General features: G+C 49.3%; 16 protein-coding genes. 6 read left to right on the top strand and 10 right to left on the bottom strand.

The window, feature by feature from the left end; genetic code table 11:
- Window positions 1-272: 272 nt before the first annotated feature.
- On the bottom strand, window positions 273-494 hold the full coding sequence (locus tag C9I92_RS12505) for a hypothetical protein (RefSeq protein ID WP_146149689.1): 222 nt from the start codon (window positions 492-494) through the stop codon (window positions 273-275).
- A gap of 238 nt (window positions 495-732) precedes the next feature.
- On the bottom strand, window positions 733-1,125 hold the full coding sequence (locus C9I92_RS12500; RefSeq protein WP_047883441.1) for a DUF2391 family protein: 393 nt from the start codon (window positions 1,123-1,125) through the stop codon (window positions 733-735).
- A gap of 494 nt (window positions 1,126-1,619) precedes the next feature.
- Between C9I92_RS12500 and C9I92_RS12495 the strand changes: the two genes are divergently transcribed.
- From C9I92_RS12495 to C9I92_RS12480, 4 genes are all read left to right on the top strand, one after another.
- Window positions 1,620-2,831, top strand: a complete 1,212-nt coding sequence (locus C9I92_RS12495) for an MFS transporter (RefSeq protein ID WP_047883440.1) — start codon at window positions 1,620-1,622, stop codon at window positions 2,829-2,831.
- A 27-nt stretch (window positions 2,832-2,858) separates the two neighbouring features.
- Window positions 2,859-3,794 (top strand): alpha/beta hydrolase, encoded by a 936-nt coding sequence (locus tag C9I92_RS12490; protein WP_047883439.1) that lies wholly within the window; start codon window positions 2,859-2,861, stop codon window positions 3,792-3,794.
- A 449-nt stretch (window positions 3,795-4,243) separates the two neighbouring features.
- Window positions 4,244-5,026 carry a hypothetical protein gene (locus C9I92_RS12485; protein ID WP_047883438.1) on the top strand — a complete coding sequence of 261 codons (783 nt, stop codon included), beginning with the start codon at window positions 4,244-4,246 and terminating at the stop codon, window positions 5,024-5,026.
- Window positions 5,027-5,222: 196 nt separating this feature from the next.
- Window positions 5,223-7,166 (top strand): S9 family peptidase, encoded by a 1,944-nt coding sequence (locus C9I92_RS12480; protein WP_047883437.1) that lies wholly within the window; start codon window positions 5,223-5,225, stop codon window positions 7,164-7,166.
- A 151-nt stretch (window positions 7,167-7,317) separates the two neighbouring features.
- Here the strand turns inward: C9I92_RS12480 and C9I92_RS12475 are convergent, their stop codons facing one another.
- Window positions 7,318-8,220 (bottom strand): LysR family transcriptional regulator, encoded by a 903-nt coding sequence (locus C9I92_RS12475; RefSeq protein WP_047883436.1) that lies wholly within the window; start codon window positions 8,218-8,220, stop codon window positions 7,318-7,320.
- A gap of 134 nt (window positions 8,221-8,354) precedes the next feature.
- On the opposite strand from C9I92_RS12475, the gene C9I92_RS12470 reads away from it, so the two are divergent.
- Window positions 8,355-8,945 carry a LysE family translocator gene (locus C9I92_RS12470; protein WP_047883435.1) on the top strand — a complete coding sequence of 197 codons (591 nt, stop codon included), beginning with the start codon at window positions 8,355-8,357 and terminating at the stop codon, window positions 8,943-8,945.
- A 155-nt stretch (window positions 8,946-9,100) separates the two neighbouring features.
- On the opposite strand, the gene C9I92_RS12465 is transcribed toward C9I92_RS12470, so the two are convergent.
- The 7 genes from C9I92_RS12465 to C9I92_RS12435 form a co-directional block, all read right to left on the bottom strand.
- Window positions 9,101-9,685, bottom strand: coding sequence for a DJ-1/PfpI family protein (locus tag C9I92_RS12465; protein WP_047883434.1), 585 nt, complete (start codon window positions 9,683-9,685; stop codon window positions 9,101-9,103).
- A 108-nt stretch (window positions 9,686-9,793) separates the two neighbouring features.
- A complete protein-coding gene (locus C9I92_RS12460) occupies window positions 9,794-10,642 on the bottom strand; it encodes a GNAT family N-acetyltransferase (protein WP_047883433.1) in 849 nt (282 codons plus the stop codon).
- A gap of 90 nt (window positions 10,643-10,732) precedes the next feature.
- The gene (locus C9I92_RS12455) at window positions 10,733-11,236 is read right to left on the bottom strand and encodes a GNAT family N-acetyltransferase (RefSeq protein ID WP_047883432.1); all 504 of its coding nucleotides are present in this window, start codon (window positions 11,234-11,236) and stop codon (window positions 10,733-10,735) included.
- A gap of 52 nt (window positions 11,237-11,288) precedes the next feature.
- Window positions 11,289-11,798, bottom strand: a complete 510-nt coding sequence (locus C9I92_RS12450) for a GNAT family N-acetyltransferase (RefSeq protein WP_211263814.1) — start codon at window positions 11,796-11,798, stop codon at window positions 11,289-11,291.
- A gap of 89 nt (window positions 11,799-11,887) precedes the next feature.
- On the bottom strand, window positions 11,888-12,496 hold the full coding sequence (locus tag C9I92_RS12445) for a pyridoxamine 5'-phosphate oxidase family protein (RefSeq protein ID WP_047883431.1): 609 nt from the start codon (window positions 12,494-12,496) through the stop codon (window positions 11,888-11,890).
- A 437-nt stretch (window positions 12,497-12,933) separates the two neighbouring features.
- Window positions 12,934-13,653 (bottom strand): SIMPL domain-containing protein, encoded by a 720-nt coding sequence (locus tag C9I92_RS12440; protein ID WP_047883430.1) that lies wholly within the window; start codon window positions 13,651-13,653, stop codon window positions 12,934-12,936.
- 238 nt (window positions 13,654-13,891) lie between these two features.
- The gene (locus tag C9I92_RS12435) at window positions 13,892-14,623 is read right to left on the bottom strand and encodes a riboflavin synthase (protein ID WP_047883429.1); all 732 of its coding nucleotides are present in this window, start codon (window positions 14,621-14,623) and stop codon (window positions 13,892-13,894) included.
- A 532-nt stretch (window positions 14,624-15,155) separates the two neighbouring features.
- On the opposite strand from C9I92_RS12435, the gene C9I92_RS12430 reads away from it, so the two are divergent.
- Entirely contained in the window at window positions 15,156-15,797 is a 642-nt protein-coding gene (locus C9I92_RS12430; protein ID WP_047883428.1) for a LysE family translocator, read from the top strand.
- Window positions 15,798-15,801: the final 4 nt, after the last annotated feature.

Here is a 15,801-nt window from a genome sequence, read left to right as displayed (position 1 = left end):
TACGAAGCTTAGTCATACGAAGCAGAACGACGCCGGGCAGACCCATATGAAGTGACACATGGCGACCGTGGCAAAAATAAAAACGGCACAAAACAAAAGCGGCAGCGTCCTGAACATTCAGAGACGCTGCCGCTTCGTCAATTCAATGTCTTCGCTACAAAAGCAATCAACTCAAGCATCTTCAGCACAAGTGCATTCGACCCTCTTATCAGTTTTACATCACTTTTATCTTTTTACATCACTTTCAGCCGTTTAACACGACATCCACTCCGCTAGTGAAGATGCTGCGGATAGTACTGGCGCAATAACGCCCCGATGACGGCATCAGGAGACAGTGCGACCACAAAGTGGACCTTTGGCACTGTAAAGGCCGTGTCATTTTTAAAAACAGGAAAACTTTGAGCCGCCGGCCATTCACGGCTGCGGCTATCGGATGCCGTTTCACTCACTTCAAAATGAATGCCCGGCAACACCATCAGAGACTTGGTTTTCATGGCAGCGCACCCAGCAAAATTATCAACGAGAGGCGAAAAATTCATCGCTCCTTACGGATCAATATATGGCTGAAAGCGGCGGTTTCAAGGGTGAGACACCCGGCTATTTATTCACTCCCGACGGCCAGGTTTTATCGCTATTTTCTGGATTGCCGGGCACGCACTTTTTTTCGTTAACGCGAGTCTTAGGCTTAATTCGCTGGTTTTTATGTAGGTTGTTTATTTTGTTTTTAGGGCGTTATTCCTTGTCGAAACTGTCTACCACAATGGCGCCCATCGATGCCGGCATCGCAATCACGATAACCCGCCGTAATGACATTAACGGGTCAGTCATCAGAGGCAGTTTATCCAGCGCCAGCAACACCAGCCCCACGACCATTGCCGCGATCAGGTATGCCACCACCACACGGAAGAAAAAACCAAAGACCCGGTGTCTGATATTGCCCTGAAAAACACTTTCATACGCAAAAAAACCAAGAAAGCAAAACGATAAACACAGCAACATCAGTAAATTGGGTAACGGCAGCGTTTCACCCAACCGCCAGGCTTCTTCCGAAAAAGAAATCGGCACAGCCAGCGCAAAAGCCCCGACCAGCACCTGACTGACATCTTCCAGATTAAAGTTAAGCATTCATTGCTCCGATTCAAACCACCGTAATCTTTATACTTTATCGCAACATCCGAATGAATTTAGCGGTTTTTATCGAATCTTTCCCGCAAGCTGTGGTGCAACATACGTTACGGCTGCCGCTCCTGAACGCAATGCGGCAATTGAGACCGGTATTACAGGCAGGTATGGCAGTAGAGGACGCTATCTTGATAAATCCCCCTTCCCAAACAAGCCCTTTCAAATTTATCTCTCCTCCCAATAGCTGTCAGAGATCACACAACAGTATTTTGCGAAATCGGCATAATCCTTTCGGCCGTAAACCGCTAGAGTAAACACAGTCTGCCAATGACGGCAGGGAGATAATGATGAGTGGCCAATGGGAATAGGTGGCCAACGGGGCAAGCCGATAACAAGGGATGCGACGTAAGTAACCGGGGGCAGCACGTAATCGTTACCATTAATAAGCGCCCCTCTTTCTCCAATCACGTTCAGCAAAGTCACAGGGAGTGATAGCGATGCAGAAAAAGCACTTAATCGAAGGTGTCATCTTTCTCACCTATGCCTTGTTTGCCATGTCTTGGGTATCCGGAGCCATGATGACAAAGGACATCATGCTGCATTATGGTGTGGAAGATATGACGTCTGCCACCTGGATAACCAACGCCATCACCATTGCCAAAATTGTCGGTAATCTGCTGGCAGCCTGGGTGCTGATCAAACTGGGGCCGAAAAAAGCCTTTACCTTTGCCTCATTGCTTATCGTTGCCGGCATTCTCTGCGCCTTTGCTTCTAACTACCCGCTGTATGTGTTTTCCCGCCTGATTATGGGCTTTGGCGGCGCGTTCGTGATCGTCTACTTCAACCCCATTGTGGTGAAATACTTTGACTCACAAGAGCGTCCTGTCGTGAATGGCATCAATGCGGCGGCTTTTAACACCGGCAATCTGATGGCTTTGCTCCTGACCGGCCTCATGCTGTCGGTTTTTGACGGCTGGCAGCAGGTTGTCTCCGCTATTTCGATAGCAAGCCTCGCGATACTCGTAGTGTGGTGGGTGATCAGTGACGATTTCTCCCTGACGGGGTCTTCTCAAGCCTCCCAATCTTCCACGCCAGCAGAAACTTATTCCCTGTCCGATGGCATGAAAGAGCCGGTTAACTGGTGGCTGCCCATTGCCTACTCCGGACTGTTGTTCTGCTATATCGCAGTCTTTTCGCTGTTCCCTCTGGTTCCGACCTTTGCCGTCGAGGCTAAGTATTTGTCTTCTATCATGATCGCGGCAGGTATGGTGGGAACCGTTGCAGGTATCATCATGGCCAAACGGTATCCGTTACGGGTGCCCGTCATTCGTTATTGCGGCCTCGCCATGACGGCAAGTGCTGCCATCATGATTACAACCAGCAGCCCGGCACTGGCTTACGCCGCAGCCTTTCTGGCAGGATTTTTTATGTTCATGCCAATGACCTGTTTAATTACCCTGCCGCAGGAGTTACCCGGCATGAACCCGGCAAAAATCACGGTTATTTTTGGTATGTTCTGGTCAGTGTCATACATTATTGAAACGATATTGATGTACCTCGCAGGTGTGCTGGCAGATAGCACCGGCAATATTTCGGTTGCAGCCAGCTTTGCTGTCGCTTGTTCCTCGACATTTTTCTTAGCCAGCTTTTTCCTGCCAGAAACAGGAAAACGCGCTGAGCAATTGTCTCCCTCAACACGCCGGGCGTAATTTATTTCAGGATACAGGAGATCAAGGATGCGACAAGTCAGCCCCAAACTTCAGCCATGGTTGGCCGTTTTTAACGAGCAACTAGCGATTCTGATAGAAAACGGCTTCAAAGCGACTCCTGTCAACGCACGGGAAGGACTGGCCAACCTCACCAGAGGGCTGGTCACCACCTCGCCGGTTATCGCCTGGGTACAAGATGACATTGTCGCCGGGGAAGAGTACGACGTGCCGGTGCGTATTTACCACCCGGACCCTACCCGCGAACTGCCGGTTCTGGTGTATTTTCACGGCGGTGGTCACATGGGCGGCAGCGTCACCGTCTATGACCCGCTTTGCCGGAAAATGGCCCTCACCACCCAACACATTGTGGTGTCCGTTGAATACCGCCTGGCACCGGAGTGCCCGTATCCGGCCGGTTTAAATGATGCCTATAACGTGGTCAAACACCTCTGGACAACGCTCGAAAGTCAAGCCGTCCGGTATGCCAGACAGCTCTCGATTGGCGGGGACTCCGGTGGCGGTGCACTGGCTGCCAGCGTCAGCCGTCTGGCGCAGTTTGATGCCAGCGTTTCAATTCATCGCCAGGTACTGATTTACCCCAGCCTGGATTACACCATGAGCATGCCGTCACTGGAGCAGAACGCCATCGGCTATCTGCTGCACACCAGCAAAATCGCATGGTATTTTGACAATTACTTCCGTCACGGTGAAAACCGCTATCAGGCATCTCCCCTGTATGGCGAATTTACTCCTAACTTGCCGGAGACATTTGTTATTACAGCAGAATTCTGCCCGCTGCGTGATGAAGGGTTTGCGTATGTCAATCAGCTTGAGGACAACGACATTCCTGTCAGTCACCTGCATTTTGAAGACATGATTCATACCTTTATGAATATGGAAGATCTGGTTCAGGCCGAATGCGAACAGGTGTACCGGGAAATGGGACATTTCCTGAACAGCTAAACCAGATCACCTCAACGAATTACAAAAATAACAGAAGACTCGAAACCTTTGGGAAGCGCACTTGTGCCCTTCCCTTTTTTTCATCCCATTTTCTGCCGGTTAATCCACTGCGATCTCAAACTTTCTTTTTCAGCATAAACAACTGAATGCATTGTGCTTTAATCCTCGCGGCTCCCGAATTTCTTTTGTCAGTTGGTGGCACAGTGACACGTGGCGCGGAGCGAGATCGGCATTTTGTCAGAGACCAATGCTCAATCAGAGAACCGTGCTAAATCAAAGATCAGTACTAAATCGAAGAACAGCATCATGTCTGAGAACAGAGCCATCTCAGAAAACAGTGCGATGACGAAGAAAAGGACTGTGCCAGAAAAAGGCTATGCCTGAGAAAAGAGTGATGTCGGATAAAGAAGCTATTTCGGATAAAAAAAGCTAGGTCGGAGAACAGCAATATGGACGATTTTTACTGCGAAGAACGCAATCTGGGTGCTTATTTTGAGGCGGAGTGGCTGGAAGTATTGCGGGCTCAGGGTGACAACACCCCACTGGCTTGTGCTTCCAAGCCCGTACCAGATGCCTTTGTTATTTCTCCGTTTTATCGCGAGGTCAGTCAGTTTATTGCGGCCTGTTGCCAACAAGCCGATGTGGCACCGAGCCACTATCTGGAAGTGGGTCCAGCCCTCGGGCGTGTCACCTACGAAACGCTGCGACGCTTTCCCCAGATTCGTCAAAGCTGGCTTGTTGAGCCTTCTCAACGATTGCTCAGTCACTGTCAGAAGTTGCTGATGACACCGGGCTGCTATGCCTTTCCTTACATCCAAGGTCTCAATGAGCGGGGCAGCCTTGTCATTGATACCACCGTAATAGCCAGCGCCTGCCAGCACAGCGAGATCACCTGTATCAATGCCCCGTTTGACGGAAAAACCCTGACCGTCCAAGCCGACTTAACGGTCTGTCTTAATGTGCTGGATCAGTGTCAGTCTCCGCTGACCATCATGGATGCCCTGAAGCAGAGTACCCGTTCTGGCGGTGTACTGGTTGTGTCCAATACTTACCAATGGCAGAAAAAACACCTGCTTGATGCCGAAGACGCGGTGGACGATATCAATCAGTATTTCGAAACAACCGGCTGGGACAAACTGAATGACACCGACATAGGCTATGGATTTCGTTTCAACGAGCGGTTTTCCAAACACTTTCTCTCGCACGTTGTCGGCTACCGAAAACGGGGCTAGCGTATGATTCACCTCAGCCAGATGTAACAAAAGCGTTACCGACATCCCATTAACGGCTTAAATATCAGTAATATTTCCTGACAGCAAAAACTTACTTGCAAATTAGCTGACTAAACCATGCCTATAAAGCAAGTCATCAGTATCTGCATTTTTTAACCATAAGCGATGACTTGGAAAATAACCATGGAGCACAACAATGAAACAAGGCAAGTTACTGCTTTCAGCCAGTTTGGCCGTATTACTGGCCGGATGCAGCCAGTCGGGGACACAACCGACCGCCAACACAACGCCTTCAGAGGCTGAGTCAGTGCCACCGGAATATCCGATTGACTATTTTTTCCGCAACAGCGTGGTGCGCAGCTACCAGATTTCACCGGATGGCGACTTTATTGCCATGCTGAAGCCGTGGCAGGATCGGATGAATATCTTCGTCCATCCGACCGACCAACCCGATAAGGTTGCACGGCTGACTGATGTGACAGAACGGGATATCGCGTATTTCAACTGGGTCGATGACGACACGTTGATTTATTCCCGCGATACCGGTGGCGATGAAAACTACTATCTGGTCATGGTCAACGTCGTCACCGGCAAACAAAAAGCCATCACACCGACGACGGGCACTCAGGCTTTTGTGATTGATACGCTGGAAAATCAACCAGATGAAATTCTGCTGACCAGTAACGAGCGCGATCCCAAAGTGTTTGATGTGTACCGTTATCACCTAGAATCCGGAAAGCGTGAGTTAGTGGCGAAAAACCCGGGGAACGTGACCGAGTGGCTGACTGACAATAACGGTATTATCCGCGCGATAGAGACCACCGACGGCGTGAATACGGCGGTGCTATACCGGGACAACGAGCAAGGGAGTTTCCGCCCGCTGAAACAGCTGAGCTACAAAGAAGCGTTCAACCCCATTGCTTTCACCCCGGACAATAACAACCTGTATGCCGTTTCACGTATCACCCGTGATAAAGCAGCGATCGTCGAGTATGACGTAGCCAACAACCGCGAAATTCGGGAAATATTCTCTCATCCGGACGTGGATGTGGAAGATGCCTTCTATTCCCGCCATCTGAACAAACTGGTCAGCATTGAATACATTACCGACAAGGTGCAACACCATTTTCTGGACGATGGCTTTCAAAGCATGTTCGCTGCACTCCAACGCCGTTTTCCCGACAGTGAAGTCTCGATTAACAACGCCACCCGCGATGAGGCGAAGTTTATTGTCGTCACCAGCAGCGACATTGCCCGTCCGAGCTACTACCTGTATGACCGCACGGCAGACAAACTGACTAAGCTGGCCGACAATGCCCCGTGGCATAAGCCGGAACACATGGCAACGATGAAGCCGATACAGTACACCTCACGCGACGGTACATTGATTCACGGCTACCTGACCCTACCGAAAGGCCGTAAAGCTGAAGATCTGCCTCTGCTGGTGCTGCCGCACGGCGGCCCGTGGGCGCGGGATGTGTGGGGGTTTAATCCTGAAGTTCAGCTGTTTGCCAACCGCGGTATCGCCGTACTACAAATGAACTTCCGTGGCTCAACCGGCTATGGGCGCGAATTCTGGGAAAAGTCGTTCAAGCAATGGGGTCAGTCGATGCAGGACGACATTACTGACGGCGTAGCCTGGGCCATCGACCAAGGATTCGCCAGTAAAGAGAATGTGTGCATCTATGGCGGTTCATATGGGGGGTATGCGACGCTGGCCGGGGTCACCTTCACTCCGGATGTGTATAAATGCGGTATCGACTACGTAGGCGTCTCTAACCTGTTCACGTTTATGGATGCCATTCCACCGTACTGGAAGCCTTATCTGGCCATGTTGCACGATATGGTCGGCAACCCGCAGGATCAGGAAGAAGCCAAAATGCTTCACGCTTATTCACCGGTCTTCCATGTTCAGAACATCAAAGCACCTTTACTGGTCTTGCAGGGGGCAAAAGATCCGCGCGTAGTCAAAAGTGAGTCGGACCAAATCGTGAAGGCCTTACGTGATCGCGGCGTGGAAGTGGAATACATAGTGAAAGAAAACGAAGGGCATGGTTTCTACTCACTGGAAAACCGCCTTGCTGCCTATGAAGCGATGGACAAGTTCCTGAAAACCCATCTGCTGGAGCAAACGCAGTAAGCCTCAAACAGACAAATCGAAACTACAATCACAACCGCAACCAGAGGGAGCATTAAGCTCCCTCTTCTGTTTCCGCACAGCGGCGAGTCTGATGCCGTTTTTTACTTATTACTCTGAAGATACAGCGTTTTTTCAGGATAAAGGAAGACGGCTAACACCGATAGATCCCTTTACGTTGACTGCAGGACTGTTTAATGAAGTCGATAAATAGCTTCATTCGGGCGGGAAGCAAATTGCGGCTTTGATAGATCAGAAAAACGGGCCTAGGCTCCAGCTTGATATCTTCAAGGATAACCACCAGCTCGCCCCGTTTTATATCATCTTCCAACAAAGGCAAAGGCTGGAGAATGATACCAGCACCCAGCTTTGCGCAGATTCGCAAGCTGTTGCCGTTATTGCTAACGAATGTCGACGCATCGAGGGATAACGGCGTCAGGTCAAAACGATGTTTAAATGAAGAACCTGCAAACCAAGGGCTGAAAGCAAGCACGTTATGGTCATTAAGATCGGCTAAAGTCGTTGGCGTGCCGTGTGCCTCCAAATACGCCGGTGAAGCACAGAACCTCATCTGCTGCTCCCCAACCTGCATGCCAATAAAACCTGAATCGGATAATTGCCCCACACGAAAATAAAAATCGTATTTATCTTCAATAATGTCGGAAATTTCATCAGATAAAGTCAGTTCAATACGAATATTGGGGTGCTGTGAACTAAAAGCATGTAATAACGGGCAAAGCTCATACGTCCCATAATTGGTCGGAGCGCAGATCCGTATTCTTCCATCAGGCACTGTAGCGTAGCTTTCAAGGTGTTTTTCGGTTATTGCCAACTCACGCAGAATAGCTCTGCAACTGCTTAAATACATTGCTCCCGCTTCGGTGATCTCCTGCTTTCTCGTATTGCGGTTAATCAATTTCAGCCGGATTTCTTTCTCTAAGAAATTAATATATTTACTGACCATGGTCACAGACACGCCAAGCTTTTCTGATGCCTTAGTGAAGCTACCTTCATCGCACACCGTGATAAATGTTTCGATAGCTTTAAATTTGTCCATGACACCTTCCACCAGTTAGACCAAACGGGTAACCATAAACCATTAGTTAAAAATGTTTAAACCGTATTGATATTATTATCTTTTTGGCAACCCGGTACTCTGATGACACAAAAATGATTCCCAAGGTTACCTACATGAGTTCACTCGTTACTTACTTCATCATATCTGCGTTGACTGTTGCAAGTCCCGGTGCGGCGGTTGTCTTTACGATAACCAATACCCTGACGAAAGGTCCCGGAACGGCGATCAGAGGTTATATTGGCGTCGCAATAGGTATTCTGGTGGTTGGCTATTTCTCTCATGAGATGCTGCTTCGGGTTGATCGCCATATCCCTGGAGGACTGGGATGGGTAACGCTGTTTGGTGCGTGTTACTTTCTATGGCTGGCCGCGGCTAAACCCCATAATAAAAAGGTTGTTCTGCGCGAAAAAATGGCAAGGAATCATGAAATGCTCAGTGGCGTTCTCATTAGTGTCACTAACCCTAAAGCGTTGCTCTTTTTTACCTCGGTTTACCCTTTATACCTCGATGAGAATATTCATTTTTTCTTATTAATTGTTATTTTTGCTGGTAACGTCATTTTTATACATTCGATGTATACCTTGTGTTTTACCACCTATAAAAAACGGTTGTCACTCAACGAGGAGAACTGGCAAAAGATAACGCGCCTTCTCTACTTGTTCTTGTCGATTTCCTGTTTTGTTTACGCCTTCAAACAAATGTAAAAGCGTCACTTCTCACTGACTGACTCAGAGAATGAAGCCCTCAAGGACGACACGCTTTGCTGAGCATCTGAGCGTCAAGAGTGTCACTCGCCAATTGTCATCATGAAAGACTCATTCAGCGTCGGCCAAGCCGACGCTGCGGCTAATCGCTCTTTTCACCCTTGCTTGTTACCCTGCCACTCATACTCCATTTGCCGCGCTGTGCGCTCAGCCAGTGAAACCGATTCCAGCCGGGAAACCAGATGCAGGCTCATATCGATACCGGCACTGATCCCCGCCGAGGTGATGACTTTCCCTTGCTCGACCCAGCGCTGGTTGCTGACAACGTTCAAGGCCGGGAAATGTTCAGTTAATGCCGGAATATCTTCCCAATGAGTGGTAACGGTTAACCCGTCCAGCACCCCGGCTTTAGCCAGAATAAATGCGCCCGTACAAACCGAGGTCGCCCAGGTGGCTTGCTCTGACATCTGACGAATCCACGCCAGAACGTCCGGCTTGGTCAGCTCCTGATTGTGGACACCTCCTGCCACAATCAACACATCCAACGGCGGATGCGCCGAAAGGCTGTAATGAGACTGGACCAGGTAATTTCCCCGAGCAGTGACAAGCCCTCCATGCTCGGATATCAGCGAAACCTGCCAGTCGAGCCCGGCAACTCTTGCCGCAGTAGTAAACACCTCAAAAGGCCCCGAAAAATCGAGGACTTCTGCGTTGTCATAGATATATATGCCGATATTCACCGTACTCACTCCTTTGAATAGTGGGTTTTTAGCACTGTTTTTACTACATTGGGTTCCATGCCAGGCGCTTTAGTACCCGACAAGTCAATACTGCTGGTATCGCTTAAGCTATCCCCGCGTTAGCTTCCACAAATAAGGGGATGTCGTCGCAACATGTTGAAAACCATGCTTTTCAACAATAACTCGGCTCATCTCAGATGCGTCGATGGTCAGGTACTGCTTCTGCTTAACCATCGCGTCACGAATTCGACGCTTCACCAATGCCGAGTAATATCCTTTACCGCGATGGCTGTCGAGCGTCGCGCCGCCCCATAGCCCAGCAAACGGGCTACCTTCGGTAAAGCGGAGCCATGCCGATGAAACCGGCATCTCCGCATCGAACACCACATAGATTTTTAGATCATCCGGCCTTTTCTGCTTAGTGGCAATTAACTCACCGGTATGATCCTCCCAATTACCACCAAACACTTTCGCCTGCACCGACATAGCCGCGCGGATACCAGCTTCATCAATCACTTCAACGACTGATACGGCCTCAGAACGTAATGCCACCAGTTCAGGTTCAAAGCGTGTTGGCTCTATCTCAACTGCAACTGCTACTGCATCAGTATCTGTCTCTGTAGCCTGAGAAACAGGCAGTGGCAGAACCATAAAGCTTTCTGTTGATTCCTTCACGAATCCCTGCGATACCAGTTTTTCTCCAAACCCCGCTGGTTCATCGGTACTGAAGACTTTCCACTCAAAGTCTTTGCCAAGGGTGGTGAAGTAAGCAATCTCTTGCTGAATCAACTGGTCAGCGTCCTGCTCTGGCACCTCGAAAAAACTAATAAAACTGCCAGACTCGCCGTCAGATACGAATCTGACAACATTGGTGGTTACTTCCTTGCGAAAGCCTTCCAGCACCAGTCCCTGACGTTCAAAACGACGATACGCGTCGGTTACCTGTTTGTTGTTCATTTTTCTTCCCTGAACCTTTTCACATGGCGGCAGATAGCTGCGGTAAATACATGAGTATGTACTGCTTGAGATAACAACTTGTCTCCCAACTCATGTGGCAGGCTGCCTTACCATATAGACAAATTGTGTGTCCTGGTTTTCAATCTCAAAGCCAAATCGCTGATACAGCTCCCCGACACGATTTCCCTGCAAATAACACAAACGCATCAGATTACGCCTCCTGTCAGCCTGCGCGACACACCGTGCCAGAATCGCACTCCCGATGCCTTTGCCCTGAAACTCAGGCAATAGAAAGAAACGACAGAAATACAGTTCCGGAGAGCTTTCGTTGGTCAGTTTATCCCTGATATTCCGCTCTTCCACCAGATAGCTGCCGGCTCGCTGACCATTGACACAGATCACCTCGGGCTTGGCCGCAGACCACTCATCATGGTGAAATTCACGCTGCAGTGCTTCGTCCCACCCGAACACGGCGCTGATTGGTCCGAATTCGGCGGCCTTTTTCAACTGAAACAAAAATTCATAGTCGTCTTCACCGGCCGTGCGGGTTGAGAGACTGACGGGGGCATTTGTGGGGTGACATGTGTTATTCATACATTTCCATGGGGCTTTCGCTCTGGTTCAGGTGTTAGCTCTGATACGGGCTTTAGCACTGATGTAGGCTCTGGAATCGCACCTGATAATAATCCGTTTGCTTTGGCGGCATCTGGCAGTTGGACTTCAGGAAATTCCAACCGTTTTTCTGGTAGTGCCTGAGAGCCCTGACATTGGTTTTACTGACAGAGAGAATTGCACCCTGGCACCCCAGAGAGAGAAACTGCTTGGCTAGGTAATGTTGCAGCTTATCTGCTATTCCGGCTCCCCGATACTCGGGAGCCAGATAAATCAGATGCACATAACCCAAACCCGGCTCAAAAGAATAGGCTTTGTATTCCAACTGACCAATAATCTCATCTCCCAGCCAGACATGTTCATAACGCCATTCCGGTAATTCAAGACGACTGCGTATACGATCTTCATAATCCTCAAACACATCATCAAACCCGTCAGTATGGCCAAAGCTGCACTGATATGCCTCGCGACGAAACGCGAGGCATTGCGGATAGTGTGCATCAACATCCACGGTTTTAATGTGTAGGGTTTCCGTACTCTTCACGGTGCTTTCCTGATGGTTAAGTATCCCATTCTCGATGCTGCGTCGCCGTCTTAACGCTGCTCTGTCGATCAAAGACTGGTATTCAAGGGTTACAGTGTACTTTGGTAGTAATCCACCATTTCTTTCTGCTCCATGGCTTCTCCGTCCAGATTTTGCTGTTCTTTGAGAATCTTAGCCAGAGAAGGCAGAATATCACGGTCAACGGTATAGGTACCGTCCCACAATTTTGCCCGCATAATCGCTTTGGCACAGTGGAAAAATGTTTCCTGAATATCGACTTTAATGACCAGTTTTGGCGGACGCTTTCCATCCAGACAACGTGCCAGCCACTCTTCGTCATCGTGCAGGCTGGCGGTCCCCTTTATTCTCACGACTTCTTCGACACCTGGCACCATCAGCATCAGACCGATTCCCGGTCTTTCCAGCAGGTTGCGGAAGGTATCCAGACGGTTGTTGCCGGGGCTGTCCGGTATAAGAAGGGTTTTATTATCCAAAATAGCCACAAAGCCCGGCATGCCACCTCGCGGAGAGACATCGGTCATCCCCTGTTCATCCACGCTACTGAGCAGTAAAAACGGACAATGCTCGATAAACGTTCGGGTATAACCATCCAGTTCATACAGTGACTTATTGGCAGCACGGGTACTTGGTTGGCTGTAGAACCCACCCAGTTGCTCGATTGAGGTAATTTGGGCCATAAATAGCGTCCTATATCGTGAAACAAAGAGATCAAAAGAGATCAAAAGAGACATTGAAAAAGGGATAAATGAAAAGGCGTAATGAAAATGCACTCAATTCCGGATAACAAACAACGTCACTAGCAGTTCCCACGGCAAACGGTTCTCAGGACAAGCGATGCTCACGACAATCGATGTCCATGTGGCCAGTGAAGACAGAAACAGCCCTGTGGGTCGTTCTCGGCTTGATGCTTGAGCGTTGAAACAGCAAAGCCGCTTGAACCACCAGCGAATACCCTGACGGTGCAATAACAGGCTCAAGAACGGAATGCCTCAGGAGGAATACCTTGCCGCCGAAGCGGCATGGCATCTGAAACGATGATGGTGTATGGCGAGATCTTGGGTCAGAACTGTCAGCGTGAGGGCAACGTTTTTGCCCCCTTACGCCATCTGCACGATTAATCTGACAGGTAATACTCAACGGTTGAGACAACACGGATACGTTTGATATGAGGGTTATTTCGATCCCGTGCTGCAATGCTGAATTGCCCCTGCGAGGCTTTACGAATTTTGCCTAAATCGCTGTGAGAGTCCTGCGCAAATTTTTCGGCTACTTCCCGGGCATTCTGGGTGGCTTCCTGAATCATTTCCGGCTTCACGTCGTTCAGACGGGTAAACAGGTATTCAGTCTGGCTTTGGTAGTTATCCCCGGTAAAAACAATGCCCTGTTTACCCAATTCAGACAACGAACTCATGACCGACCGGGCGGCATCAATATTTTTGGAATACACCGTCACTGTCTGAAAGGCGGTATAACGGAATTTCGCCTCGGCATCATTACCGTATTGCTGTGCCGATTTATCGGTAATCGCCGGTGATGACACGGAAATATCCGCCTCTGCGATGCCATTTCTCAATAGATAAGTGCGAATTTTATGGGTCTGGTCATCAATGCTCTTATACAGCTCCGTCAGATCATTCCCGGCCACATTAAACTGGATCGGCCAGATCACAATGTCAGCCTTGTACTCGCGCTCTGACAACCCTTTCACCGTGACGGTGCGGTCATACATTTTGTACTGAATCGCAGCCTGACCCAAAATATAGCCTAACGCCGAAAGGCCAAGCAGCACGCATATCCCCAGCACAATCAGGCCGGATTTATCGGAACGTTCCATGTCTGTCTCCTTTATCTGTTGTGCTTACCACCCTCCATCCTACTTCACTGCACAACGTGACTAGCTAGGTGTGATGAGTTGTGGCTAAGTATGGCTAAACTGTTCATTGATAAAATCAGCGAAGGGTTGTCCTACTCGGCGGACGCTATCATCGGTTCCGTAAGCACCGGCTCGGGCTGTCCATGGCCGTCAGAAACTGCGCCAGCCGCAGACAACTGGCGCATTTACCAAGAGGTAATCAGGACGTTTCACGACAAGGCAACGACGATGCCTGCTCTTTCGCCGGTTGGGCCAGTGCATTCATATCGATCCCCTGTTCAGCCAGCAGCTTTTCAAACATTGGCATCAGCGGCCCCAGGTTCTCAGTCAGGGTATCTCTGACAGTATCAACCACCACCTGCGTACCCCGCTCAATCTCCACATTCACATGTTCACCAACTCGCTTGGCTTCCAGGTTTGTCGTACGGCGGGTTTCCGGAATCAACCAGACTTCAAACCAGCCCGAGTCTTTATTCACAGCAGATACCGTCAGGCTGGCACCATTAATGGCAATATAACCTTTCGGGAAAATGTAGCGCTTCCACTCGTCACACAGCACAAAGCGCAGGCAGTGATTATCGTCTATTCGGGTGATCTGCAAAATCGGTGTGTGGAAATCAATGTGGCCCGACAACGGATGGCCACCAATTTCGGCTCCGTCCTTGGCGGCTCGCTCAACATTGACGATATCCCCTTTCAGGTAGCGATCCAGCGCTGTTGTCTCCAGGCTCGGCAACATGATGTCCAAACTGACCCGTGTTTCTGACAGGATTTTCGTTACAGTCAGACACACACCGTCAACGGCGATGCTGGCGCCAACTTCCAGCCCGTCACAAAAGCCTTTTTTAAACTTCAGGATAAAGGTTTGAATTCCGTTTTCATCGCTGATGTCATCGATGAATGCCACTGATTGAACAATTCCTGTAAACATAACGTGTCCTTTTCAAATAGCTATGGTCTGAGAGTGAACTGATAACTATAGAAGTGATTGCGCACTGTCGCACCTTACTTACTATACGGTCAGTACTCTCATCACAGTCTATTAATGAGGCTTAAAAAGGGTCAGTATATCGAGCACAATCTGATAGACATCACAGGGCATATACAGTTGCAAATCCGCCTTCCCCATTGTTAACCGGTTAACGACAAATATGCTACCGCCCAAGATCACACAATCCCGTCACGATAAAATCACTTACCCACCAAGTAAGCAATTGATTGTATATATGACGTTAATTGATTGCTATAAAAATACCGGGCAGATGTGAAAAGAACGCGTAAAACGCCAGCCAGCTCACGCCATACTTTCAGTGTGATGTTTTTTTGACCACTCAAATCAGAACATCTCTCCACTCACTCATGTTAAAACAGATCTAATTACCACCAATCAAGTTAAAAACAGTTCAATTTGACCATCACAATCGGTAGAATCCAGCTCCTTCTAAACCAACCCAGATAAGCAAATGATTGATTTCTCCATACTGCCCGTTTACCTCACTGCTGTGATTGCCCTGCTGCTTATTCCGGGGCCGGATATGTTACTGATCGCCAGCTCAAGCCTGAGCTATGGCAAAAAAGTAGGCGTGTTTGCGAGTCTGGGGAATGCAACATCAGGCCTGATCCTGACACTGCTGGCGGCCATGGGCGTATCGGCACTGATTGCCATGAACCCTTTCGCCCTGGAAGTCCTGCGGGTACTGGGCGGCGCCTATCTGCTGAAAATGGGCTGGGACTGTATGCGCACTCAGCCAGCTGATACACCGGAAGTACAAAACAGCCAGAGCCTGGCGACAACCCTGTATCGACGGGCGGTGATCAGTAATCTGCTAAATCCTAAAGCGCTGATTTTCTTTGTTCTCTTTTTGCCGCAATTCGTATCCTCACAGGTAACTGCGAGCTCTGGCGAGCAAATGCTGGTACTGGGACTGCTACTCAATGTGCTCGGCCTGCTGTTTAATCTGTTTCTGGTCACCATGATTGGCAGCCTGGGTCAACCACTGCTGAAAAACGAAAAATTCCGTACCAATCAGCACAAATTCATGGGGCTGATCTTTTTTGTGCTGGCGATCTGGCTGCTGGCCTCGCAAGTGCCTTCAGTCAACTGAATGC

This window comes from Photobacterium ganghwense, from assembly GCF_003025595.1.
In the GTDB taxonomy this organism is placed as follows: Bacteria; Pseudomonadota; Gammaproteobacteria; order Enterobacterales; family Vibrionaceae; genus Photobacterium; species Photobacterium ganghwense.
This window is presented reverse-complemented; position numbering and strand designations above follow the sequence as displayed.